Source organism: Ramlibacter paludis, from assembly GCF_022012305.1.
Taxonomy (GTDB): Bacteria; Pseudomonadota; Gammaproteobacteria; order Burkholderiales; family Burkholderiaceae_C; genus Ramlibacter; species Ramlibacter paludis.
Genome location: NZ_JAKLTM010000002.1, coordinates 310,272 through 335,217, shown reverse-complemented (window position 1 = coordinate 335,217; position 24,946 = coordinate 310,272). Strand labels below are relative to the sequence as shown.

The window sequence follows — 24,946 nt, the reverse complement described above, 5'->3', positions numbered from 1 at the left end:
CCCTGATTCTTTCCAATCCCTTTTCCAGGGCCGATTAATATGCGCGGCATATGAGTGAACCCCTGGCGGAACTGCGGCTGTGGCGCCAGTTCGTGGCCGTGGCCGAGGAACTGCACTTCGGCCGCGCGGCGCGCCGCCTGCACATGACGCAGCCGCCGCTGACGCAGGCGATCGCGCAGCTCGAAAGGCTGCTGGCCGTGCGCCTCTTCGAGCGCAGCAAGCGCAGCGTCGAGCTGACGGCGGCCGGCGCGGCCCTGCTGCCGCAGGCGCGCGAGCTGCTGGCGCGCGCCCAGGCGCTGCCGGCGCAGGCGAGGGCCGCCGCCGGCGGCACGATCGGCCGCCTGCGCATCGCCTTCGTGTCGACGGTGGGCTTCGCGCTGCTGCCGCAGTGGCTGCGCGCCTGGCAGGCCGAGCACCCGCAGGTGGCGCTGGAGCTGATCGAGGCCACCGGCGACGTCCAGCTGCAAGCTCTCGAGCGCGGCGACATCGATGCGGGCTTCATGCTGCATTCGCCGGGCTTCGCCCCGGCCTCCTTGCAGCACCTGCCGGTCGCGCGCGAGCCGCTGGTGCTGGCGTTGCCCGAGGCGCATCCGCTCGCGGCCAGTGCGCGCCTGCCGGTCGCCGCCGTGCTGCAGGAGCCGCTGGTGATCTTCCCGCGCCGCATCGTGCCTTCGCTGCACGACGCGATCTTCGGCATGTACCACGCGGCGGGCCGCGAGCCGCGCATCGCGCAGGAGGCAATCCAGATGCAGACCATCGTCAACCTGGTCTCGGCCGGCCTCGGCCTGGCCTGGGTGCCGGAAAGCGTCCGGCAGTTCCAGCGCACCGGGGTCGTCTACCGGCAGCTCGCCGGCAAGCAGGGCGCCGGCGTGCCGGGATGCGAAACGACGCTGGTGTGGGAGAAGGGATCGCCGGTGCTCGATCGCTTCGTGGCGTTCGTGCGCGCCCAGGTCGCGTGACGTGCGCCACAATAGCCGCCCATGCTGGTCCATCCCAAGATCGATCCCGTCGCCCTGCAACTCGGGCCCATCGCCGTCCACTGGTACGGCCTGACCTACCTGGTCGCCTTCGGCCTGTTCATGCTGCTGGCGCACCTGCGGCTCAAGCACGAGCCTTTCCGCTCCATCCAGGGGCCCGGCGCCTGGACCCGCAAGGACATCGAGGACATGCTGTTCCTCGGCGTTCTGGGCACGGTGATCGGCGGCCGCCTGGGCTACTGCCTGTTCTACAAGCCCGACTTCTACCTGGCCAACCCGCTGCAGATCTTCTTCGTCTGGCAAGGCGGCATGAGTTTCCATGGCGGCCTGCTGGGCGTGATCGCTTCGCAGGTCTGGTTCGCGCGTTCGCGCCACAAGCCTTTCTGGCAGGTGATGGACTTCGCCGCGCCTTGCGTGCCCCTGGGGCTGGGCATGGGGCGCATCGGCAACTTCATCAACGGCGAGCTCTGGGGCCGGGCGGCCGACCCCGAGCTGCCGTGGGCGATGGTGTTCCCGCAAAGCGGAACCGCGATCCCGCGCCATCCTTCGCAGCTGTACGAGTTCCTGCTGGAAGGCATCGTGCTGTTCCTCGTGCTGTGGCTTTACGGGCGCAAGGAACGCAAGCAAGCCCAGGTGGCGGCGGTCTTCCTGGTGGGTTATGGCGCGGCGCGCTTCACGGCGGAGTACTTCCGCGAGCCCGACAACTTCCTCGGACTGCTGGCGCTGCACATGAGCATGGGGCAGTGGCTGTGCATCCCGATGATCCTCGGCGGCGTGCTGCTGTGGGTGTGGGCGGAGACGCGGGTCGTGCCTGCGCAGGGGCCGGCCGCGCAGCGGCGCTGACGTCGCGCTCCCTTGTCATGCCGGGCTCGTCCCGGCATCCATGGCTTGCGGATCGAGTCCGCAATGACAACGTCCCAAAAAACAACAACACGGCCGCGCCCAGCCATGCATAATTATCCGTAATTACAGGAAATTACGGGAACCCACCCATGCGCCTGGTCCACAACTCGCTGCACGACGAAGTCGCGGAACAGCTGCGTGAGCTGATCTTCTCGGGGCAGGTGGCGCCCGGCGATTTCCTCGACGAGGTGAAGCTCGCCGAGCAGCTGAAGATCTCGCGCACGCCGCTGCGCGAGGCGCTCAAGGTGCTCACGGCCGAGGGCCTGGTGCGGCACGAGCCACGGCGCGGCTGCTTCGTCAACGAGGTCACCGAGCAGGACCTGGACGAGATCTTCCCCGTGCTGGCCCTGCTGGAAGGCCGCTGCGCCTACGAAGCGGCCCGCCACGCCAGCGACGCGGACCTCGCCACGCTGGAAGACCTGCACCAGAAGCTCGCGAAGCACGCCAAGGCGCGCCGCATCAACGAGTACTACGCGGCCAACTTCGCCATCCACGAAGCCATCATCCTGCTGGCCAACAACCGCTGGCTGGCCGGCACCATCGCCGACCTGCGCAAGATCGTGAAGCTCGCGCGCCTGCAGCAGCTGCACGCGCCCGGCCGCCTGGACCAGAGCCTGTCGGAACACCTGGCGGTGTTCGCCTCGCTCAAGGCGCGCGACGCCGAGGGCGCCGACGCCGCCATGCGCACCCACATCACCCGCCAGCGCGAGGCGCTGCGCGAGCTCGCGCGTGCCCAGCGCACGCGGCTGGCATGACCCCGATTTTCCGAGAAACGACCAAGGACCCATCGTGAGTGCAGTGAACTGGATTTCGCGCGGCGTCTCCATCTGGCGCCCCGGCTTCGAGAAACCCTCCGCGGGCGCCGCTCGCGAGGCGGGCAAGCCGCGGGCTTCGGCCACCGCGGTCGCACCGCAGCCGCCCGCGGCCCGCACCACGCGCGAGCGCCTGCAGGCGACGCTGCGGCGCGGACAGGAAGCGCTGTCGCCGCGCGTGCTGCGGCGCACGCTCGCCGAGCTGCAGGCCATCGTCGACCCGCGCGTGAGCGAGGTCGAGGGCGGCAGACGGGCAATGGCGTTCGCGCAGTGGTACCGCACGGCCAGCGCGGAAGAGCGGCGCGATGCGTGGCTGCTGGCCAGCGAACAGTTCGGCCCCGACGCGAAGAAGGTCCAGAGCGCGCGCGAACACTTCGAGGCCGCGCAAGGCACGCCGGAAGAGGGCGCCGCCGAGATCCGCATGCGCCGCGCCATGGTGTCGCCGCGCACGCGGCTGCTGCAGCGCTTTGCCGCCTTTCCGGAAGGCATGCGCTTCCTGGTCGACCTGCGCGCGGAACTGCTGCCGCACCTCAAGGCCGACAAGCGCCTGCTGGCGCTGGACGCCGAACTGGAAGCGCTGTTCTCCACTTGGTTCGACGTCGCCTTCCTGGAACTGCGCCGCCTGAGCTGGGACTCGCCCGCTTCGCTGCTGGAAAAGCTGATCAAGTACGAGGCGGTGCACGACATCCGCAGCTGGTCCGACCTGAAGAACCGGCTGGACAGCGACCGCCGCTGCTACGGCTTCTTCCATCCCAAGCTGGATGGCGAGCCGCTGATCTTCGTCGAGGTGGCGCTCACCGACGAGGTGTCCGACAGCATCCCGCCGCTGCTCGACGAAGCCGCCGCGGCGGCCGACCACGGCAAGGCCACCACCGCGATCTTCTATTCCATCAGCAACACGCAGGCCGGCCTGCGCGGCGTGAGCTTCGGCGATTCGCTGATCAAGCGCGTGGTGGAGACGCTCAAGGCGGAGCTGCCCAAGCTGAAGACCTTCGCGACCCTGTCGCCCATCCCGGGTCTGCGCGGCTGGCTGGCGAAGAACGCGCCGGCCGAGTCGTTGGTCAAGTGGGAGAAGCCGCTCGAGCTCGGCCCCAAGTCGCCCGAGCGCCAGGAACTGCTGGCCTGGACCGCGCGCTACCTCGGCAAGGAACTGCAGGACGGCAAGCCCGTCGACCCGGTCGCGCGCTTCCACCTCGGCAACGGCGCGCGCGTCGAGCGCATCAACTGGGCGGGCGACCCTTCGCCCAAGGGCTTGAAGCAGTCGTACGGACTGATGGTCAACTACCTGTACGATTTGAAGCGGCTCGACAAGCACCGCACGCTGCTGTCGCAAGGAGAAATCCCCATGGCAAGCGGCATCCAGGATCTTTATCGTTAGCGGGTCCAACCCGCAGCACACCCCAAGAGGAGACAAGATGCAAGACAACCGACCCACCCGGCGCGACCTGCTGCGCATGGCGGCCGCCGGCGCCGCCGGTTCCACCCTGGCACCTTTCGCGTTCGCGCAAGGCGCCTGGCCGGCCAAGCCGGTCGTGATGATCGTTCCTTTCCCCGCCGGCGGCGGCACCGACGCCTTCGCGCGTCCGCTGGCCGCGCAGTTCGCCAAGCAGACCGGCAAGCAGCTCGTGATCGACAACCGCGGCGGCGCGGGTGGCACGCTGGGCGCCACGCTCGCTTCGCGCGCCGCGCCCGACGGCTACAACACCTTCATGGGCGCGGTGCACCACACCATCGCCCCGGCGATCTACCCGAAGCTCGACTACGACCTGCAAAGGGACTTGGTGCCGATCACGCTGGTGGCCAAGGTGCCGCAGGTCGTGGTGGTCAACCCGAACCGCATCCCGGCCAAGACCTTCAAGGAGTTCCTGGCGCTGGTGAAGGCCAACCCGGGCAAGTACAACTACGCCTCGGCCGGCAGCGGCACCTCGCACCACCTCGCGGGCGAGCTGTTCAAGCTGCAGACCAAGACCTTCATCACGCACATCCCTTACCGCGGTGCCGGTCCCGCGCTGCAGGACCTGATCACCGGCAGCGCCGACCTGATGTTCGACGGCCTGGGTTCGTCCGCCGCGCACATCAAGGGTGGCCGCATCCGCGCGCTGATGGTCTCGGGCGACAAGCGCAACCCCGCCTTCCCCGACGTGCCCTGCGCCGCCGAGATGGGCCTGCCCGACTACACGGTCACCACCTGGTACGGCACCTGGATGCCCAAGGGCACGCCGGCCGACATCCAGCAGCACATGTTCGACGAGACCCGCAAGGCGATCCAGTCGGAGGAGCTGAAGGCGATCTGGGCGCAGAACGGCGCCGAATTCCCCAACCTCACGCAGCAGCAGTTCGCCGCCTTCATCGACGGCGAGATCAAGCGCTGGGCCACGGTGGTCAAGGCCGCCAACGTCAAGCTCGACTGAAGTCGAGAGGGGCTAGGTGCTGGAGGCTAGGTTCTAGGGAACAGCCCCCCGCATCGAATCCCCAGTCTCTAGCCTCTAGCCTCTAGCCTCCAGCCCCTATGAACCTGTTCTCCGCCCTGCGCGCCGCCTTCCCCGCCGACCTCGACGCCATCGCGGTCGAGACCGACACCGGCCTCGCCTACAGCTGGCGCGACCTCGAACGCGGCACCGCGATGATCGCCAACCTGCTGCAGTCGCTGAAGCTGCCGGACGGCGCGCGCATCGCGGTGCAGGTGGAGAAGTCGGTCGAGGCGATGATGCTGTACCTGGCGACGCTGCGCGCCGGCTACGTCTTCCTGCCGCTCAACACCGCCTACCAGAAGGCGGAGATCGAATACTTCGTCGGCAATGCCGAACCCTCGGTGGTGGTGTGCAGCCCCGGCAACTTCGGCTGGGTCGGCAAGATTGCCTTCCAGGCCGGCACGCGCCACGTGTTCACGCTCGGCGACGACCGCACCGGCTCGCTGCTGGAGCGCGCCGCCCGCCATCCCGACCAGCACCAGCCGGTGGCGCGTGGCGAGGACGACCTCGCCGCCATCCTCTACACCAGCGGCACCACCGGCCGCAGCAAGGGCGCGATGCTCACGCACGGCAACCTGCTGTCGAACGCGCAGGTGCTCAAGGACTACTGGGGCTGGAAGCCGGGCGACGTGCTGATCCACGCCTTGCCGATCTTCCACGTGCACGGCCTGTTCGTCGCGCTGCATGGCGCGCTGCTCAATGGCAGCAAGATGCTGTGGCAGGCGAAGTTCGATCCCCGGCGCGCCATCGAAGCGATGCGGGAAGCGACCGTGTTCATGGGCGTGCCCACGCTCTACACGCGGATGCTGGCCGAGCCGGCGCTGACGAAGGACGCGGTGCGCAACATGCGCCTGTTCGTCTCCGGTTCCGCGCCGCTGCTGCTGGAAACCTTCACCGAATGGCAGGAGCGCACCGGCCACACGATCCTCGAACGCTACGGCATGAGCGAGACCGTGATGCTGGTCTCCAATCCCTACGAGGGCGAGCGCCGCGGCGGCACGGTCGGCTTCCCGCTGCCCGGCGTGCAGCTGCGCGTTCGCGGCGACGACGGCCAGGACGTGCCTGCCGGCGAGATCGGCGGCATCCAGGTCAAGGGGCCGGGCGTGTTCAAGGGCTACTGGCGCATGCCGGAGAAGACGAAGGAGGAGTTCACCGCGGACGGCTTCTTCAAGACCGGCGACGTCGGCAAGATCGACGAGCGCGGCTACGTCACCATCGTCGGGCGCAGCAAGGACCTGATCATCAGCGGCGGCTACAACGTCTACCCGGCCGAGATCGAGGGCTACCTCAACGACATGCCGGGCGTCGCCGAGAGCGCCGTGGTCGGCGTGCCGCACCCGGACTTCGGCGAAGTGGGCGTGGCGATCGTGATCCCCAAGCCCGGCGCCGCCATCGACAGCGACAAGCTCATCGCGACGCTGAAGTCGCAGCTGGCGAACTTCAAGATCCCCAAGCGCTGCTTCGTCGTGCCAGAGCTGCCACGCAACACCATGGGCAAGGTGCAGAAGAACCTCCTGCGCGACCAGCACAAGCAATTGTTCGCCTGAGCCTGCGCCGCGCTGCGCGTCGATGTCGCAGTGCAGCAAGGGTGTTGTCCTACAGGAGCGCCGCGGCGCTCCTCTTAACTTGGGTGTTCCGTCCCCGGCAGCCCAAAAGACAACACCCATGCGAATTGCCCAGATTGCGCCGCTCATCGAGAGCGTCCCGCCGCGCGCTTATGGCGGCACCGAACGTGTCGTCCACTACCTCACCGAAGCGCTGGTCCAGATGGGCCACGACGTCACCCTGTTTGCCAGCGGCGACTCGACCACGTCGGCGCGCCTGGTGCCTATCGTCGACCGCGCCCTGCGGCTGAATCCCGCGCGGCCCGACCCGGTCATCTGGCACACCCTGATGGTGGACCGGGTGCGCGAGCTGTGCGACAGCTTCGACGTGATCCACTTCCACATCGACACCGTGCAGATGCCGATGGCCGTGCAGTGCCGCACGCCCAGCTTGACGACCTTGCACGGCCGGCTCGACATCGCCGACCTGAAACCGCTGTACAAGCGCTTCCACGAGCATCCGCTCGTTTCCATCTCGGACAACCAGCGCACGCCGATCCCGTGGGCCAACTGGCTTGCCACCGTGCACCACGGCCTGCCGCTGGACCTGTACGACTTCCATCCGCAGGCGCAGGACTACTTCGCCTTCGTCGGCCGCATCTCGCCGGAGAAGCGCTGCGACCGCGCGATCGAGATCGCCATCGCCTGCAACACGCCGATCCGCATTGCGGCCAAGGTCGACAACGCCGACCGCGAGTACTACGAACAGAAGATCGAGCCGCTGCTGGACCACCCGCTGGTCACCTTCGTCGGCGAGATCGGCGACGCCGACAAGAACGACTTCGTCGGCAACGCCAGGGCGCTGCTGACGCCCATCGACTGGCCCGAGCCCTTCGGCCTGGTGATCATCGAGGCGCTGGCCTGCGGCACGCCCGTCATCGCCTACGGCCACGGCGCCATTCCCGAGATCGTCGACGACGGCGAGACCGGCTTCATCGTCTACGACCAGAACCAGGCCATCGCCGCGGCGCGCGAGATCCACAAGATCGACCGGCGCGTCTGCCGCGAGACCTTCGAGCGCCGCTTCGCCGCGCCCGTGATGGCGCGGCAGTACCTGCAGCACTACGAGTCCCTGATGCAGGAAGAACGCCTGGCGGCCTGAGGCCGCGCGCAACCGGAGACAGCGATGGCCAAGAAGAAGATCCAGGTCGACGACAGGTGGTACGTGCTCGCGACCTTCGCGCACCCCGAGGAACAGCCGCAGGTGCTGAAGAACGACGAGACCTTCGCGATGTTCGACCGCTTCGGCGACATCGCGGCGCTGATGCCGGGGCAGGAAGGGCTGTACCACAACGACACCCGCTACCTGTCGCACCTGGAGCTGACCATCAACGGCGCCCGGCCGCTGTACCTCGGTTCGTCCACGGAGCACGCCAACAGCCTGCTGGCCATCGACCTGATGAACCCGGACCTCACGGTGGACGGCAAGGTGGCGCTGCCCAAGGGCACGCTGCACGTCTTCCGCACCAAGATGCTGTGGCACGGCGCCTGCTACGAGCAGCTGCGGTTCTCGCACCACGGCGAAGAGGCCGCGACGGTGCGCGTCGAGCTCAGTTTCGACGGCGACTTCATCGACCTGTTCGAGGTGCGCGGCATGCAGCGCACCCAGCGCGGCGAGCGCCTGCTGCCCGAGGTGAGCGATGCGGAGGTCGTGCTGCCCTACCAGGGCCGCGACGCCCGCGCGCGCCGCACGCGCATCCATTTCGAACCGCGGCCGCGCAGCATCGACGCCGGCCGCGCCAGCTTCGACCTGCGCATCGACCCGGGCGAGGAACACTTCATCTACTGCACCGTCTCCTGCGAATGCCAGGGCGAGCCGGCGCCGCAGGTCCTGCCTTACGCGGCGGCGCTGGAGGCCAACGCGGCGGCCCGTTCGCAGTCGCAGGATGCACGCTGCGTTCTCGAGACCTCCAACCCGCTGGTGAACCTGTGGCTGGAGCGCTCGGTTTCCGACCTGGCGATGCTCACCACCGAGCTGCCCAGCGGCCCGTATCCCTTTGCCGGCGTGCCCTGGTATTCGACGACCTTCGGCCGCGACGGCATCCTCACCGCGATGGAGTACCTGTGGGTGGACCCGTCGCTGGCGCGCGGCGTGCTCGGCTTCCTGGCAGCCACGCAGGCCACCGAGTTCGATCCCGAGCGCGACGCCGAGCCCGGCAAGATCCTGCACGAGGCGCGCGCGAGCGAGATGGCGCACACGCGCGAGATTCCCTTCGGCCGCTACTACGGCACGGTCGACGCCACGCCCTTGTTCCTGGTGCTGGCCGCGGCCTACTGGCACCGCACCGGCGACGAGAAGCTGATGCGCAGCATCTGGCCCAATCTCCTGGCTGCGCTGAACTGGATCGACAGGTACGGCGACGTCGATGGCGACGGCTTCGTCGAGTACGCCCGCAAGAGCAAGGACGGCCTCACCCAGCAGGGCTGGAAGGACTCGCAGGACTCCGTGTTCCACAAGGACGGCCAGCTGGCCGAGGCGCCGATCGCACTGTGCGAAGTGCAGGGCTACGTTTACCAGGGCAAGAAGATGATGGCCGGCATGGCGCGCGCGCTCGGCGAGACGGCGCTGGCGCAGCAGCTCGACGAGCAGGCAGACACCTTGCAGCGGCGCTTCCAGTCCGCCTTCTGGAGCGATGAACTGGGCACCTACGCGCTGGCGCTGGACGGCGCCAAGCAGCGCTGCGAGGTGCTCTCGTCGAACCCCGGCCATTGCCTGTGGAGCGGCATTGCCGCGTCCGGGCACGCGCAACGGATGATCGACGGCCTGATGGGCCCGGCCTTCAACAGCGGCTGGGGCATCCGGACCATCGCGCAGGCGCAACCGCGCTACAACCCGATGTCCTATCACAACGGCTCGATCTGGCCGCACGACAACGCGCTGGCCGCCGCCGGCATGGCGCGCTACGGGCGCAACGAGGAAGCGGTGCGCCTGCTCACCAGCCTGTTCGATGCCAGCCTGCATTTCGACCTGCACCGCCTGCCCGAGCTGTTCTGTGGCTTTCCGCGCCGCGAGGGCGCGGGGCCCACGCTGTACCCAGTGGCCTGCTCGCCGCAGGCTTGGGCCGCGGCCGCGCCCTTCGCCATCCTGCAGGGTTGCCTCGGACTCGAGCTCGGCGTGGGCGAGGTCTGCCTGCACACGCCCCGGCTGCCGCCCTTCATCGACTGGCTGCGCCTCACGCGCCTCGGACTGCCGGGCGCAAGCTGCGACCTGCTGCTGCAGCGGCACGAGCGCAGCGTGGGTGTGGAAGTGCTGCGCAAGGACGCGGGCGTGAAGGTGCGGGTCGTGGCCTGAGGGCCAGGGCCAACCGTTGCCAAGGTAAGAAAGTTCACTGTCGCGCGGCACGCGCGCGCGGCAAGGGGCAAAATGCGCCCGTCGTATCCGCCGAGGTTGTCTCTTGCAGGTCCCGCTGTCCCACCAGACCGACATCGCCGGATTCCACGGAGAGGCAACGCGCCTGCTCGCGCAGCAGGTTCCGCCCGACACGGTGCAATGGACCGCGGCCAACGACCGTGACGTCTCCGAGGCGCCGGTGGAAGACGACCGCGCCACCATCCACAGCCGCGCCGCGCGCGCGATCATTCCCCAATCCTTCGTTCGCATGAGCGAGCTCGTGGTGCTGCACCGCGACCCGCAGCGCTTCGACCTGCTGTATCGCTCGCTCTGGCGGCTGGTCTACGAACCGGAACTGAAACACGATCGGCAGGACGCCGACTTGGCGCACCTGCGCCAGATGGCGCAGTCGGTGCGGCGCGACATCCAGAAGATGCGCAACCGGGTGATGTTCCGACCGCTGCAGGTGAAGGGCGCAACCGTGCATGCCGCGTGGTACGAGCCCACGCACCTGGTGACCGAAACCGTGGGCGGCGTGCTGACCCGGCAAGAGCGCCCCGCGCCCTGGATGCTGCTGACTCCCGACCGCTGCCTGCATTGGGACGGCATGCGCCTGCTGAGCGCGCCCGGCCTGGCGTCGGGCCTGCGCGAGCGGGATACCGACGACGCCTGGGTGGCCGCGATCGCGGCGCTGCCCTGGGGCTGAAGCCTCAGCCCGGCGTGGAGGGGTGCGACATCCCCATCCCGCTGGAAAACGAGAAATCGCTGCGCGTGCGCGACCAGTTCAGGTCGTCCTCGCCGATCAGCTGCCGGCTGCGCATGAACAGGCTGTCCAGCGCCGCATCCTGCAGGTCACGGAGGTGGTGGTAGCGCGGGTCGGCGTAGTAGGGCCGCAGCGCGGACTGCGTCATGCGCAGGATGTTCTCTTCCCAGAAGTACTGCATCAGCTCGCGGTGCGTCTCCAGCAGCTTCACCATCAGGCCCGAGAGTTCCGGCAGGAATTCGTCCTTGATCTGGCAGGCCTGGGCCAGGGCGGCGGGCAGGGTCAGGTCTTCCGGGCTCTGGTGCAGCAGCGGCTCGTCGCGGTGCCAGTCGATCCAGGCGGAGTAGGCCTTCAGGCAGTCCATCAGCTTGTAGGCGGCATTGCGCCGGCGCATGACGCGGCGGACGATCCGGCTGCGCAGGTACCACAGGCCGCCCAGCACCCCGCCGCCGGCGGCGAGCGACAGTGAGAACAGCAGGGTGTTGTCCAAGGTGTACCTGGGTAGAGAAAAGTGTCACATTGTGCTATTGCCCGGCCGTTATGGCGCAGCGACTGCCCGAACGGGGGCCCGCAGGTGCCCAATGCTTCACGAAACTCCGCGTCGCTTCATCATTTCGGAGGTCATGGCGGCGAGCGCCCCGGGCTCCAGCCCGGCCTGCGCGGCCGGGTAGACCCGGTCCTCCTCGGCAGCAAGGTGGTCTGCATGCAGGGCCGCGAAGGCGTCCAGGGTGGCGGCGCCGGCGGCGTCCGGCTGGCCGGGCCCCCCCTGGGCAATGGCGTCCAGCACCGGCCGGGCCGCGGCCCAGCCCGCCTCCATCTCCCGGTGGTCCTGCTGCAGGCGCCGTACCAGGGCAACCAGGGCGGGATCGCCCCGGGACAGGATCGGCGGGAACACGTGCAGTTCCTCGTCGAGGTGATGCTGCGGCGCTGCGAGGTCGAAGTAGCGCATCACGTCGCGCGCGGCCTGCCGGGCCTGCGCGTCGTTGCCATGGGTGCGCAGGTGCGCGCGCAAACGTTCCAGCAACGAGAGCATCCGCGTGATCCGCTCGTGGCACGCGGAGAGCATTTCGAAGGGTTCGGCGAAGGTGGTCATGCACCGAATGCTAGTCCTTCGAATTACATGGCTGCCTCGGCGGTAGGCACCGTCCTACCCGGGAATGCGGGTGCCACTGTCGAACCCGCGCCCCTTACAAACCCAACATCCGTTCGAGTTTGATACACATGGTGCGCCCTGTGTAAGCAGACCAGCAGGGCGGCGTAAGAACCACGTTACCAGCCGCCCTCGGATGTAACCCGGGGCCTGGGAGGGCCCCACAAGGGAGGCACCTTGGACAAGAAGATCGTCGGCATCGTCAGCGGCACCCGGCCGGAAATCATCAAGCTGGCCCCCGTCTACCACGCACTGCGCCAGCACGAGGAACTCTGCGTGCTGTGGGTCCACACCGGCCAGCACGGCGAAATGGCCGCGGACATGCTGCGCTGCTTCGGCATCACCCCCGACGAACAACTGGCGCGCAAGGGCAGTTCCCTCGAGGAATTCAGCGTCGAATGCCGCTCGCAGCTCGACGCGCTCATGGCCCGCCAGCGCTGGGACATGTGCATCGTGCAGGGCGACACCGAAAGCGCCTTCCTGGGCGCGCTCGCCGCCTTCTACCGCCGCGTGCCGGTGGGCCACGTCGAAGCGGGCCTGCGCACCTACAACCTGGAGCGGCCCTTCCCCGAGGAAGGCCTGCGCCAGATGATCAGCCGCATCACCGACCTGCACTGGGCGCCCACCGAGCGGGCCCGCCTGGCGCTGCTGCGCGAAGGCATCGCGCCCGAGAAGATCGCGCTCACCGGCAACACGGTGGTCGACGCGCAGCAGTGGATCTGCGAGCACAACGGCATCCGCCGCGAGGGCGATGCCGCCGGCGGCCACATCCTGGTGACGGCGCATCGCCGCGAGAACTGGGGCGACGAGATGGAGCAGACCTTCCATGCCGTGGCCGACATCGCCCGCGCCAATCCGCAGCGCCGCATCCTGTTCCCCGTGCACCTGAACCCCGTCGTGCAGCGTCCCGCGCACAGCATCCTGGCCGGCCTGGACAACGTCAAGCTGGTCGCGCCCCTGGATTACCTGGGCATGCAGCAGGCGCTGGTGAATGCCGCGCTGCTGCTCACCGACTCCGGCGGCCTGCAGGAAGAAGCCCCCACCTTCGGCGTGCCCACGCTGGTGCTGCGCCACGAGACCGAGCGGCCCGAGGCCGTGGAAGCCGGCTGCGCCCGCCTGGTCGGCCCCCGGCGCGAAGCGATCGTGGCGGCAGCGACCGAAGTCCTCGCCGGCGGCCCCGCGGCCGAGGCCATGCGCAAGGTCGCGAATCCCTTTGGCGACGGGCAAGCGTCCCGCCGCATCGCCCAGGCCGTGATGGCACGCCTGGTGGTCCAGGAAGAAGCGGTCGCCGAAGCGGCCTGAACGAGGAGCAGTCTTGATGCAGTCCCCCATCACCCGGCTGGTTGCTTGCGCCGCCCTCGCATGGAGCGCCACGGCGGCCCTGGCCCAGGTCACCCCGCCACCGCTGCCGCCGGGCTCGAACCTGGTGCGGCCCGAGCCGGGCATGAACGAGCCGGAGCGCAAGCGCGCCATCCGCGCCCACCACAACAAGTTCCACCATGGCCGCGACTACACGCGCGACGACAGCATCTATCCGATGACGGTCAATGCCACCGTGGCGCCTCAGCGCGCCGGCCAGCCCGCCACGGGCGCGCTGGGCGCCGGCAAGCCGGGCGTGGTCCAGGACGGCAAGGGCACGGGCCCCGCCCGCGAGAAGACCGACCGCGGCGCGAGCGGCTGGTTCTACGGCACCGACAAGAAATGAGAACCGGCACCATGAACCTGCTGCAACGTGTCTTCCTGCCCCTGCTGGCCTGTGCCGCATTCATCGCGGCGCCGCTCGCGCACGCCGACGACAAGGGCGACAAGGGCGACAAGGACAAGCTCTCCCACCTGGTCAACCAGATCCGCGACAAGCTCGAGGACCTGAAGGAAAAGGCCGAAAAGGACAAGGGCGAGAAGGACAAGGGCAAGCCCGGCAGCGGCGGCGGCACGACGGCCACCACCGCGCCCAAGGTGCTGGCGCTGTACGACGCGCCGGTCGGCACGGCCTGGGACAAGATGGGCTTCGCCTACACCATCATGCTGCGCAACCTGCTCGGGCACTTCGACGCGCAGGTCGACATGCTGCCGGTGCAGCAGTACACCGCCGGCAAGGTGAACGGCTACGACGCCACCTTCTACCTGGGCGCCTTCTACGACAACCCGGTGCCCGCGGCCTTCCTCACCGACGCCATGGCCACCACCAAGACGGTCGTCTGGTTCAAGTACAACCTGTGGCAGCTCTCGGGCAACGCGGCGTACAACTTTACCGCCACCAAGGGCATCCAGTTCAACGGCCTGCGCGGCCTGAACGGCTTGCCCTCGGCCACCGACGCCAACCCCGGCTTCTTCGACACGGTCAAGTACAAGAACCTCGACTTCGTCAAGTACTACGCCTACGACAGCGGCAAGAACCTCGTCAACGCCGATCCGGACATCGGCATGACGGCGGTGGCCGATGCGACCAAGGCCACGGTGCTGGTGAACATCACCAACCCGAAGACCGGCGAGACCGCCCCCTACGTCACGCGCTCGGGCAACTTCTGGTACGTGGCCGACCTGCCTTTCAGCTTCATCGGCCCGCGCGACCGCTACCTGGTGTTCACCGACCTGCTGCACGACATGCTGGGCATCCAGCACGCGGAGAGCCACAAGGCCCTGGTGCGGCTGGAAGACGTGGGCGCGATGGTGTCGGTGCAGGCGATGAAGACGCTGTCCGATTACCTGTCTTCGAAGAAGGTGCCGTACTCGATCGCCACCATCCCGCGCTACGTCGACGGGCTGGGCATCTACAACGGCGGCGTCCGCCAGGAGGTGAACCTGTCGCAGGCGACCAACCTGAAGAAGGCGCTGGACTATGCGCGCCAGCGCGGCGGCGAGATCGTGATGCACGGCTTCACCCACCAGTACGGCACCATGCGCAACCCGCACACCGGCGTGAGCGGCGACGACTACGAGTTCTGGAACATCGTCGACAACGCGCCGTTCCCGGAAGACTCCGCGCAGTGGGCGCTCGGCCGCCTCTACAACGGCCTGCAGGACCTGCGCGCCAACGGCCTGACGCCGGTGGCCTGGGAAGCGCCGCACTACCACACGTCCGCGCTCACCGCGAAATCGGCGCCGCTGCTGTTCCCCACCACCTACCAGCGCGTCGTCTACTTCACGGCCGACAAGCCCAACTTCTTCGCGCCGGTGGCCAAGGACTTCGGCGTGGGCCAGTTCTACCCGTACATCATCCGCAAGGACTACTACGGCCAGTACGTGCTGCCCGAGAACCTGGGCAACATCGAATACGACATCAGCACGATCGACCCGACCTCCAACTACAACTACACGGCCGACGACATCCTGACCAACGCGAAGTACGCCCTGGCGGTCCGCGACGGCTTCGCATCGTATTTCTTCCATCCCTTCTGGCTTGAACCGGAACTCGGCGTGCCTGGCTTCGAGGATTTCAAGAAGACGGTCGAGGGGATCACGCAGCTGGGCTTCACCTGGGTCGCCCCAAGCACGCTGCGCTGAGCAGGGCCGGGCCAACTATTCACAACGAGGTAATCATGAAACTCCAACGTGTCCTGAGCGCCGCCGCGCTGGCGGTACTGAGCGTACTGCCGGCGCTGGGCCCGGCGCAGACGACCCAATTGCGCACGTCCGACCAGGTGACGACGCAGAACGCGCCGCCGCCCACGACCAGCGTCTTCCGTCCGGCGGAGAACGCCGGCGTGTGGGTGCCGCGCACGGTGACGTTTGCCGACCTCGGCTTCACCGAGCCGGTCGTGCTGGGTTATCCGGACACGGTCAAGGAGATCTACCTGCCGGTGCCCCCGGGCATCGACCTCTCGGGCGGGCAGCTGCAGCTGGACGCCAGCTACGTGCGCGCCGACGGCGGCCGCACCACGCTGATCTACGCGATCGACGGCGCCCCGGTGGTGGCCAACGGCCTCACCGGCGACCGCGGCGACGCGAGCGCCACGATCCCCGTGGACGGCAAGCCGCGGCCCAGCGGCTTCGTCCGCCTGAACGTCGACTGGCGCACCGCCGTCGCCCGCGAGAACACCTGCGCGGACGCGCGCACGCCAGGCAACATCCTGCGCATCGAGCCGACCAGCCGGTTCGTCTTCAAGTACGACGGCTCGGCCATCAAGGACCTGGCCACGGCCTGGAGCTCGCTGCCGGCCACGCCGAACATCCTGATCGCCTCCAACAAGCTCTCGCCGGAAGCCTATGACGCAGCCTGGCGTGTCGGCGTCGCCCTGGAGCGTGCCGGCAAGCGCCCGCGCATCCGCACCGCCGACGGTTCCGCGCCGCCCGCACCGGTCGTGCCCGGCGCCCCCGCGGCTGCTCCCGGCTCCAACGATCCTGACATCGTGATCGGCGGCCCCGGTTCGCCGATGCCCACGGCCTCCAAGGAAATCAAGCTGGCCAACATGAACGGCCGCCCGGTGATCCTGGTCGCGCCCGACGCCGGCGCGCAGGCCGCCGGCCTGTTCACGCAGATCTGGCAGCAGGCCGCCGCGGGCAGCACGCTGACCGTGGCCGCCATCGACGAGCCGAAGAACGACTCCAGCGCCGTGTCGCTGAAGTACCTGGGCGCGCGCCCGGCGAGCTTCGACGTGCTGGCCCATGCCGACTGGAACGCCAGCTTCGACATCGGCTCCGTCGCCGCCGACGGCAAGGGTCCCGGCACGCTGGTGATCGACGTCGCCGCCTCCCCGAGCGCGGCCCGCACGCCGCCCGTGGTCTCCGTCTTCATGAACGACGTGCTGCTGGGCGCGAAGGAAATGGAAGCGACCGGCAAGCGCGAGCGCATCGTCGCCCCGATCCCGCGCTACGCGCTGCAGACCCGCAACGTGATCCGCGTGTCCTTCATCCGCCAGCTGGCCAGCGACCGCTGCCGCGAGACGCCCGAGCCGTACCCGGTGTCCGTGCTGGCCTCCAGCCACATGCTGCTGGACACCATCGAGCCGAACAGCGACTTCACGGGCCTGATGTCCAAGTTCGCCGCCGGCGGCACGCTGGTGATCCCGCAATCGCACCTGAGCAACGCCGCGACCACGCTGCCGCGCGTCATCCGCCTGGCTGCCAGCACCGGCCTGTCGCCGATGAAGGCCAAGTTCACGCCGGTCGCCGACGGCTCGCAGCCCAAGGTCGACGGTCCCTACCTGGCCGTGGACGTGACGCCCAAGGACGTGGCCGACAGCGGCATCAAGCCCGAGAAGGACCGCCTCTACCTGGCCGGCACCAAGGACCGTCCGCTGCTCGACGTGCGCGGCCTGAACCGCGTCGGCGTGCTCGAGGTCTTCGGCAAGGGCGACAACCTCGGCGCGGTCTACCGCACCCTGGGCGACACGCCGCCGAGCATGGAGAAGCCGATCGCCCTGTCGGGCGGCAACCTGGCCATCATGGGCAACAACGGCCTGCGCACCGAAGTCAACACCCGCGATCCGTCCGGACAGGGCATCATGAAGGAAGCGCGTCCCGGGCTGTTCGAGCGTGGCTACTGGTGGCTGCTGCCGATCGTGCTGGTCGCCCTGTTCGTCGGCCTGCTGGTGTTCGCGAGCCGCATGCGCCGCCGCAACAAGATGGCCGGTGATCGTTGAGGTATCGAAGCAGTAGAGGTCTGAGATGAACTGGGATCTATTGATTGCGGAGTACAACTCCGGGCTGGAGGTGCTGGCGGCCATCCTGGCGCTGGTGATCTTCGTCTCGTCGCTCGACGACATGTTCATCGACCTCTGGTACTGGACGCGGCGGATCTTCCGCCGCGCCAAGGTCGAGCGCAGCGCGCAGTACCGGCAGCTCACGGCCGACATGCTGCGCGAGCGCACCGAGCAGCCGATCGCCATCATGGTGCCGGCCTGGCAGGAGAGCGACGTGATCGCCTCCATGGTGCAGAACCTGGTGGAGGTCATGGAGTACCGGAACTACCGGCTCTTCATCGGCACCTACCCGAACGACCAACCCACCATCGACGAGGCCGACAAGATGGTGCGGCGCTTCCCGCAGGTGCAGCGCGTGGAGGTGCCGCATCCGGGGCCGACCAGCAAGGCCGACTGCCTGAACGCGGTGGTGGCGGCGATCTTCGACTACGAGCGCGAGCAGAACGTCGAATTCGCCGGCGTCGTGCTGCATGACAGCGAGGACGTGCTGCATCCGCTGGAGCTGAAGTTCTTCAACTACCTGCTGCCGCGCAAGGACATGATCCAGCTGCCGGTGGCTTCGCTGGAGCGCGAGTGGTACGAGCTCGTGGCCGGCACCTACATGGACGAATTCGCCGAGAGCCACGCCAAGGAAATGGTGGTGCGCGAAAGCGTCTCGGGCATGGTGCCGTCCGCGGGCGTCGGCACCTGCTTCTCGCGCAAGGCGCTGCTGGGACTGGTCGGCTCGACCCGCAACAAGCCCTTCAACGTCGACAGCCTCACCGAGGACTACGACGTGGGCATGCGGCTGTCGCAGCTGGGCATGACGTCGATCTTCGGCGTGTTCCCGGTCACCTTCCACATCAGCCGCACGGCCTGGGGCCGCAAGCAGCCGCGCGAGCTGCTGCTGGAAATGCCGCTGTGCGTGCGCGAGTACTTCCCCGACAACTTCCGCCAGGCCTACCGGCAGAAGGCGCGCTGGGTTCTGGGCATCGGCCTGCAAAGCTGGGAACAGATCAAGTGGCAGGGCCGCACCACGGCGGCGCGCTACCTGCTGCTGCACGACCGCAAGGGCGTGCTCACCTCCTTCGTGAGCATCTTCGCGTACATCCTGGTGGCGCACTTCATCATCTTCCACGTCGGCCTCGCGACCGGCTGGTGGCACGCCTACTACCCCTCGCTGTTCTCCGAGGGCAGCATCTGGCGCAAGATGATCTACATCAACGCCTTCTTCCTCGCGCTGCGGGCCGCACACCGGGTGTACTTCACCTCCGTGCTGTACGGCTGGGAGCACGGGCTGATGGCGCTGCCACGCATGGTGGTGGGCAACTTCGTCAACTGCATGGCGGTGGCCCGCGCCTGGCGCATGTACCTGGGCTACCTGTTCAAGGGCAACCGCCTGGCCTGGGACAAGACCGCGCACGAATTCCCGAGCAGCACCCAGCTGGCGCGCCGCCGCCAGCGCCTGGGCGAACTGCTGCAGTCCTGGAACGCCGTGGAGCAGGGCACCCTGCAGCGCGCGCTGGACAAGCAGGCGAGCAGCGACACGCCGCTCGGCCGCGTGCTGGTGTCCAACGGCTGGCTGGACGAGGAGACGCTGGCCGAAGCCATCGCCTACCAGGCCGACTTGCCGCGGGCGCATCTCACCGCCGACCTGGTGCGCGCCCACGCCAAGGACATGCCGCCGGAGCTCGCCGTGCGGCACCGCGCGGTGCACATGGGCCGCAACAAGAACAACCGTCCCATCCTGGCGGTGACCAGCCCGCTGACGCCCGAAGCGCTGGCCGACATCACGGCCGCCATCGGCGAGGAGCCGGTGCAGCGCATCGCCCGCGAAGGCGAGCTGGCCGTGGCCCTGCGGCTGCTGCGCGAAGGCGACACGGATTCCAAGGCGCCGGCGGTCCCGAGCGGGCCGCTGCTGGGAGACATGCTGATCGAACGGGGCCTGCTGCGGCAGGACCAGTACGAGGAAGCGATGCGCGACTACAAGCCGGCCCAGCACGGCAGGATCGGTGACTACCTGGTGGAGCGCAGGGTGATCCCGCGCGAAATGGTCGAACAGGTGGTCCAGGAACAGAGAAGCATCTTCGCGCGTGCCGAGGCCCAGCCGGGGCACGTGCGGGGCGGCTTCTTTGGCAAGCCCGCAGCCCAACCCACGTAATCACGTGATGAGAGACCATGACACAACAACAACGAAAAGCGCTGGCGCTTGCCGCCGTGCTGGCGCTTGCTTCCTCCTGCGCGTCCGCTGCCCCGGCCGCGCGCGGCACCCAGGCTGCCAATAGCGCAGCCGACGCCGGCTACAAGGCCTACGCCCGCCGCGACTACGCGGCGGCAGTGGAGGCCGCGCAGCGCGCGGTGCAGATCAATCCCAACCGCCGTGACTGGTGGCTGCTGCTGGCGCAGGCACAGCTGGCCAATGGCCAGTCGGACGCCGCCGAGCAGTCACTGGCGCGCGCCGCCGCCGTCAAGGGCGACGACGCGGCGCTGGCACGCGCCCGCGCCGACTTCGGCCGCGTGCGGGCGCAGGGAGCGGGCGACGCCATGTACAAGGCCTTGGCCGCGGGCGACGTCAAGGGCGCGATCACGAGCGGCACGCAGGCCGTGGCGCTGGCGCCGGAGAACGCGGGCTACCGGCTTGTGCTGGTGCACGCGCTGCTGCGCGACTCCCGCTACGCCGACGCCGACCGCGTGGCCGGCGAGACCCTCGCGCTGCTGCCGGATAGCGCCGCGCCGCTGGCGCTGCGCGCCTATGCGCGCCAGGGGTTGAACCGCCCCGCGGACGCCACCGCCGACATCGACCGGGCCCTCACGCAACGCGGGCTGACGCCGGCGATGCAACGCCAGTTGCGCCTGCTGGCCGCCGACCTCGCCCTGGCGCAGGGCGACGGCGGCCGTGCGCTCGCCGCGCTGCAGCCGCTGCCGGAAACCGACAACGACGCGGCCCCCCGGCGCGAGCTCGCGCGCCGCCAGCAGGCCTCGCGCACTGCGCCGGCCTTCGCGCTGCGCGCGCCCGGCATCGACTGCAGCAATGTCGACGCGGCGCAGACCTGCTCGCTGCAGGCGGCCGCGCTGCCGGCGCTGCCCGGTTTCGTCAACGCCACCGCAGGCTATGCCGCGATGCAGGCCCGCGACTACACGCGCGCCCTCGACCAGGCCCGCCTGGCGACGGCGGCGGCGCCCGCGCAGCGCGACTGGCAGTTGCTGCTCATGAGCGCGGCGCTGGCCAACAACGAGTACGCCGAAGCCGACCGCGCAGCGACCACCGCCCTGCAACTGGGCGGCGCGCCCGATGCGACCGTCCTGGCGCAGCGTGCGACCATCCGCCGCCGCCTGGGCGACACGCCCGGCGCCAACGCCGATGCCGAAGAGGCGCTGCGCGTGGGCGGCCTGCCGACCGCCACGGCCGCGGGCCTGCTGGCCGACCTGGGCCGCGCCCGCGAGGCGCGCGCGCTGCTCGCGTCCGCGCCGGAAGGCACGCAGACGCCGCAGACCCGCCTGGACATGGCCTACCTGTCCACGCGCATGGGCGATGCCGAAGGCGCGCGCCAGGCCTTCGGCGCGGCCGATGCCGCCGGCGGCCTGCCGCCCACGTCGCTGCTGGACGCGGGTTACGCCGCCATGCACAGCAAGCACGACGACGAGGCCGTCGCGTACTTCAAGCGCGCCATCGATGCGGCCAACGGCCTGCAGCTGAAGATGGAGCCGCAGATGCTGTACGACACCCGCCGCACCGTGGCGGACGTGTCGCGCAAGTGGGGCGTGCTGGCTTCGCTCACCTCGCGCAACGGCGCGGGCGTGCTCCCCGGCTTCGGCCTGACGGGCGGCCCGGTCAACGAGCGCACCACGCAGGCCGGCGCCGAGGTCTACTACCGGCCCTGGGGCTACCGCAACGGCGAGTTCGTCGAGCTGTTCGCGCGCGGCTTCATCACGCTGGACAACGGCAACAGCACCGGCTTCAGCGGCGGCGACAGCTTCGTCGGCGCCGTGGGCGCGCGCTACAAGCCGTTCAGTGCGCAGAACCTGGTGCTCTCCTTCAGCCGCGTGTTCGGCCCCAACATCGACGGCGACTGGCTGGCGCAGATCGGCTGGTCCTGGGACCGCGGCACCGACCTGCGGGTCGACCGCGCCTCGTGGTGGACCACGCAGCTCTATGCGGAAGCGGGCCACTACCTGGAGGCCGGCACCACCTACGGCATCGCGCAGGGCCTGTTCGGGCGCAGCTACGTGGTCAGCGACGACGGCAAGACGGTGGTCTTCCCGCACCTGTTCGTCGGCGCCGAGTACAACTCGGACGATGCCTCGGCCAAGACCGCGTCGGGCATCGGCCCCGGCGTGAGCCTGCGCCGCTGGTTCCGCGACGACGTCTACAACGCCCCGCGCTCCTACTGGGACGTGACCTTGCAGTACCGCGCCCGCCTGAGCGGCGACGACCGCATGAAGGGCTTGTTCTTCAACACGCTCCTCAATTACTGAAATGGGCAAGTTCCTTCCGGGCCTGCTGGCGGCTGCGGCGCTGCTGGCCGGCTGCGCCGCCACGGTCCCGCCCATCGAGGGCGTGGTCTGGCAGATCGACAACGCCACCACCGAACCGAAAGGCGACTGGCAACGCCTGGGCGTGCGGCGCCTGCTGGTGCAGTGGACCGTGGTCGACGGCACGGCCTTCATCGGCGGCACCAGCCTGCCGGCCGGCGAGAAGATGCCGGACTGGCAGAACATCGCGGCGCAGCCCTGGGCGCAGGAGGTCATCGTCGGCCTGGCCGGCAAGTTCGACGAGCGCGGCGCGCGCGGCGACATCGAAGGCCTGGTGACGCTCTCCGAGCAGGTGGCCAAGACGCCGCCGCCGGTCAAGGTGGCGGGCTGGTACTTCCCGATCGAGATCGACCCGACCTGGACCGAGGCGCCCAAGCTGGGCCCGCTGCTGGCCAAGCTGCCGCGCCCGCTGTGGATCAGCGTGTACGACAGCGCCAACGTCGGCCCGAACGAACTGGCCGGCAGCCTCGCCAAGTGGCTGCCGAAGGACGTCGGCGTGTTCTTCCAGGACGGTGTCGGCGTGCACGCGCGCGAACCCTACGTGGCGGTCGACTACATCAAGGCGCTCACGCGGCAACTGGGCAAGGAGCGCGTGCGGGTGATCGCGGAAGCCTTCCGGCCGCAGGTGGGCGGTGGCTTCCGGCCCGCGACGCTGGAGGAGTTGAAGCCGCAGCTGGCGACCTACGCGGGTTATCCGATCTACCTGTTCGAGGGGCCGCGCTACGTGTCGCCGCAGCTGGTCCAGGGCCTGCGCTCCGCCCAACAGCAGTAGTAGGCCGGGTCCTACACGGGTTGCGCGACGATTCCGACAGGGTCGTTTCTGCCGAGCTTCTTACAGTGCGTAAGGACATGAAAAAACTTCTTGCGCTCGCCACACTTGGCATCGCCACCTGTGTTTCATCGCAGTCGCTGGGCGATCCGCGTGCCGAGGCCTGGATCGGCCAAGCCCTGATGGTGACCGTGCCGGCCGGGCTGGAGCTGGGGGGCAAGGAGGACTGCGTCTACGCCGACGTGTTCTACGGCGACAACCGCGTGAGCGCCGCGCAGGTGCGCGCCGCGCTGGTGGGGCAGGGCTCGGCGCGCCGGGTCCGCATCGAGGCCGACCAGCCGATCGACGAGCCCGTCGTCACGGTGACGGTGCGCGCGGGCTGCGGCAACACGCTCACGCGCAGCTACACGCTGCTGCCCGAACTGCCTTCGGCCACGATGCTCGCCGCGGCGCATCCGCCGCCCGCGCCCTTCCAGCCGGGCGGGCGCGCCAGCCTGGCCCTGGCGACGCAGATGGCCGGCGCGCCGGCCGCGCGCGCCGTGCGTGCCGCGCAGGAGGTGGCGAATCCGCGGCCCGCGGCGCCCATGGTCATCAAGCGGCGCACGCGCGAAGTGCAGCCTGCGCTTGCCACGCGCGGGCCGCGCCTGCAGGTGGAGGCCTGGGAGCCCGATGCGGCCACGCTGCTGCGGGTGTCCTCGACGCTCTTGTCGCCGGTGCGGGACAACGAGCGCGCCACCGCCGCCCTGATGTGGCAGGCGATCAACGCCGGCCCCGAGCAGATCCTGCGTACGGCCGCCACGCTGCAGCAGCTGGAAGGCGAGATGGCGCAGCTGCGGCAGGTGGCGGGGCAGACCCAGTCCGAGATGCTGGCCCTGCGCCGCGACCTGGAGCAGCCGGCCGTGTTCGGCGTGCCCGCGCGCGCGATGCAGATGCTCGCCCTGGTGCTGGCGCTGGCCGCCGCCACCGCTGCCTTCCTCTGGTACCGCGCCGCGCGCGGCGGCTCCGGCCGCTGGTCGGGCGCGCCCATCGATGCGATGCTCGATGGCCTCGGCCAAGGTCAACAACCGGCCGCCAACCACGCCGCGTTCGCGCCGGCAACGGTGGACCAGCCCGTGCTGCCGGTGCCCGCATCCGGCCCGGCGCCGGAGCAGCGCGCCCCGGCCAGCCGGGCGCCGGCGGCCGCACCCGCGCCGGCGGTGCAGCGTCCCCCGCTGCCGGTGCGTTCGCCCTCCGCCACGATGCTGCGGGTGGAGACGCTGTCGGCCACCTTCGAGGAAGTCGACTTCCTGGCCTCGCTGGGGCTGTGGAACGACGCCATGGACATCCTCAAGACCTACCTGGAAGACAGCGCCGCGCCGGCGCCGATCGCCTACTACGAGCTGATGCGCCTGTGCGTGAACCTGGACGATGCCGCCAGCCTGGTGCAGGTGCGCAAGCGCTACGCGCAGGTGTTCGGCGTGGAGTCGCCGAAGTTCGAGCAGATCAACACGCCGCTCGGCCTGGAGAACTACCCCGACCTCGTCAAGCGCATCTGCGGCGCCTGGGGCACGCCGGAAGCGCTGGATTTCATCGAGTTGAGCCTCTTCACCGTGGCGCCCGCCGGCAAGGCCTATTCGCTGCAGGCCGGCCGCGACCTGCTGTTCCTGCACGACCTGGCCATGGCGCAGGCTCGCGAGTCCGGCACCGGCGCCGGCGCCGAGGACGACCTCCATGCGATCGCGCCCTGGGCCCGCTCGGAAGACCCCGAGCAGGTGCGGCTGGGCGCCGAGGAAGCGGGCGAAGCCGCCGGCGGCCACCGCTTCGGCCTCGACCTCGACTTGTCCGCGGAGGCGCCGCCCGAAGCGCAGCGCGCACCGAGCGAACTGGCGCCGCTGGAACTGACCCTCGAGCCGCCGGATGCGCCCGCATCCCGGCTCGACCCGTTCCACACCGGCGCCGCGGCCTTGCCCGGCGACGACGACGATCCCTTCAGTGCGGCCGTCGCCTCCGAGCGCATCATCCGCCGCAACTAG

General features: G+C 69.3%; 19 protein-coding genes. 17 read left to right on the top strand and 2 right to left on the bottom strand.

Features of this window, described 5'->3' with window-relative positions; genetic code table 11:
- Positions 1–50 precede the first annotated feature (50 nt).
- From LZ009_RS08285 to LZ009_RS08245, 9 genes are all read left to right on the top strand, one after another.
- On the top strand, positions 51–959 hold the full coding sequence (locus LZ009_RS08285; protein ID WP_275697434.1) for a LysR family transcriptional regulator: 909 nt from the start codon (positions 51–53) through the stop codon (positions 957–959).
- A gap of 21 nt (positions 960–980) precedes the next feature.
- Entirely contained in the window at positions 981–1,820 is an 840-nt protein-coding gene (gene lgt, locus LZ009_RS08280) for a prolipoprotein diacylglyceryl transferase (protein ID WP_275697433.1), read from the top strand.
- 149 nt (positions 1,821–1,969) lie between these two features.
- Complete coding sequence (locus LZ009_RS08275) at positions 1,970–2,635, top strand: GntR family transcriptional regulator (protein ID WP_275697432.1); 666 nt, start codon at positions 1,970–1,972, stop codon at positions 2,633–2,635.
- A 31-nt stretch (positions 2,636–2,666) separates the two neighbouring features.
- On the top strand, positions 2,667–4,070 hold the full coding sequence (locus LZ009_RS08270) for a malonyl-CoA decarboxylase (protein ID WP_430300253.1): 1,404 nt from the start codon (positions 2,667–2,669) through the stop codon (positions 4,068–4,070).
- Between the two features lie 37 nt (positions 4,071–4,107).
- Positions 4,108–5,103 (top strand): Bug family tripartite tricarboxylate transporter substrate binding protein, encoded by a 996-nt coding sequence (locus tag LZ009_RS08265; protein ID WP_275697431.1) that lies wholly within the window; start codon positions 4,108–4,110, stop codon positions 5,101–5,103.
- Positions 5,104–5,201: 98 nt separating this feature from the next.
- Entirely contained in the window at positions 5,202–6,710 is a 1,509-nt protein-coding gene (locus LZ009_RS08260; protein ID WP_275697430.1) for a malonate--CoA ligase, read from the top strand.
- A 118-nt stretch (positions 6,711–6,828) separates the two neighbouring features.
- Positions 6,829–7,869: a glycosyltransferase family 4 protein gene (locus LZ009_RS08255; protein ID WP_275697429.1), complete on the top strand. Its 1,041-nt coding sequence runs from the start codon at positions 6,829–6,831 to the stop codon at positions 7,867–7,869.
- Between the two features lie 24 nt (positions 7,870–7,893).
- Positions 7,894–10,059: an amylo-alpha-1,6-glucosidase gene (locus LZ009_RS08250; protein ID WP_275697428.1), complete on the top strand. Its 2,166-nt coding sequence runs from the start codon at positions 7,894–7,896 to the stop codon at positions 10,057–10,059.
- Between the two features lie 103 nt (positions 10,060–10,162).
- Entirely contained in the window at positions 10,163–10,804 is a 642-nt protein-coding gene (locus LZ009_RS08245; protein ID WP_275697427.1) for a DUF4130 domain-containing protein, read from the top strand.
- 4 nt (positions 10,805–10,808) lie between these two features.
- Here LZ009_RS08245 and LZ009_RS08240 read toward each other — a convergent pair whose 3' ends face one another.
- Both LZ009_RS08240 and LZ009_RS08235 read right to left on the bottom strand, forming a co-directional pair.
- Positions 10,809–11,351, bottom strand: coding sequence for a hypothetical protein (locus LZ009_RS08240; protein ID WP_275697426.1), 543 nt, complete (start codon positions 11,349–11,351; stop codon positions 10,809–10,811).
- Between the two features lie 96 nt (positions 11,352–11,447).
- The gene (locus LZ009_RS08235; RefSeq protein ID WP_275697425.1) at positions 11,448–11,954 is read right to left on the bottom strand and encodes a hemerythrin domain-containing protein; all 507 of its coding nucleotides are present in this window, start codon (positions 11,952–11,954) and stop codon (positions 11,448–11,450) included.
- Positions 11,955–12,188: 234 nt separating this feature from the next.
- On the opposite strand from LZ009_RS08235, the gene wecB reads away from it, so the two are divergent.
- From wecB to LZ009_RS08195, 8 genes are all read left to right on the top strand, one after another.
- Positions 12,189–13,313 carry a non-hydrolyzing UDP-N-acetylglucosamine 2-epimerase gene (gene wecB / locus LZ009_RS08230; protein ID WP_275697424.1) on the top strand — a complete coding sequence of 375 codons (1,125 nt, stop codon included), beginning with the start codon at positions 12,189–12,191 and terminating at the stop codon, positions 13,311–13,313.
- Positions 13,314–13,329: 16 nt separating this feature from the next.
- A complete protein-coding gene (locus LZ009_RS08225) occupies positions 13,330–13,716 on the top strand; it encodes a hypothetical protein (RefSeq protein WP_275697423.1) in 387 nt (128 codons plus the stop codon).
- Positions 13,717–13,727: 11 nt separating this feature from the next.
- Complete coding sequence (locus tag LZ009_RS08220; RefSeq protein ID WP_275697422.1) at positions 13,728–15,515, top strand: DUF2334 domain-containing protein; 1,788 nt, start codon at positions 13,728–13,730, stop codon at positions 15,513–15,515.
- A 35-nt stretch (positions 15,516–15,550) separates the two neighbouring features.
- Positions 15,551–17,593: a hypothetical protein gene (locus LZ009_RS08215; RefSeq protein WP_275697421.1), complete on the top strand. Its 2,043-nt coding sequence runs from the start codon at positions 15,551–15,553 to the stop codon at positions 17,591–17,593.
- Positions 17,594–17,618: 25 nt separating this feature from the next.
- Positions 17,619–19,793 carry a glycosyl transferase family protein gene (locus LZ009_RS08210; RefSeq protein ID WP_275697420.1) on the top strand — a complete coding sequence of 725 codons (2,175 nt, stop codon included), beginning with the start codon at positions 17,619–17,621 and terminating at the stop codon, positions 19,791–19,793.
- A gap of 17 nt (positions 19,794–19,810) precedes the next feature.
- Positions 19,811–22,108 carry an NfrA family protein gene (locus tag LZ009_RS08205; protein ID WP_275697419.1) on the top strand — a complete coding sequence of 766 codons (2,298 nt, stop codon included), beginning with the start codon at positions 19,811–19,813 and terminating at the stop codon, positions 22,106–22,108.
- A 1-nt stretch (position 22,109) separates the two neighbouring features.
- On the top strand, positions 22,110–22,937 hold the full coding sequence (locus tag LZ009_RS08200) for an alpha-amylase family protein (RefSeq protein ID WP_275697418.1): 828 nt from the start codon (positions 22,110–22,112) through the stop codon (positions 22,935–22,937).
- A gap of 77 nt (positions 22,938–23,014) precedes the next feature.
- Positions 23,015–24,946 carry a hypothetical protein gene (locus LZ009_RS08195; protein WP_275697417.1) on the top strand — a complete coding sequence of 644 codons (1,932 nt, stop codon included), beginning with the start codon at positions 23,015–23,017 and terminating at the stop codon, positions 24,944–24,946.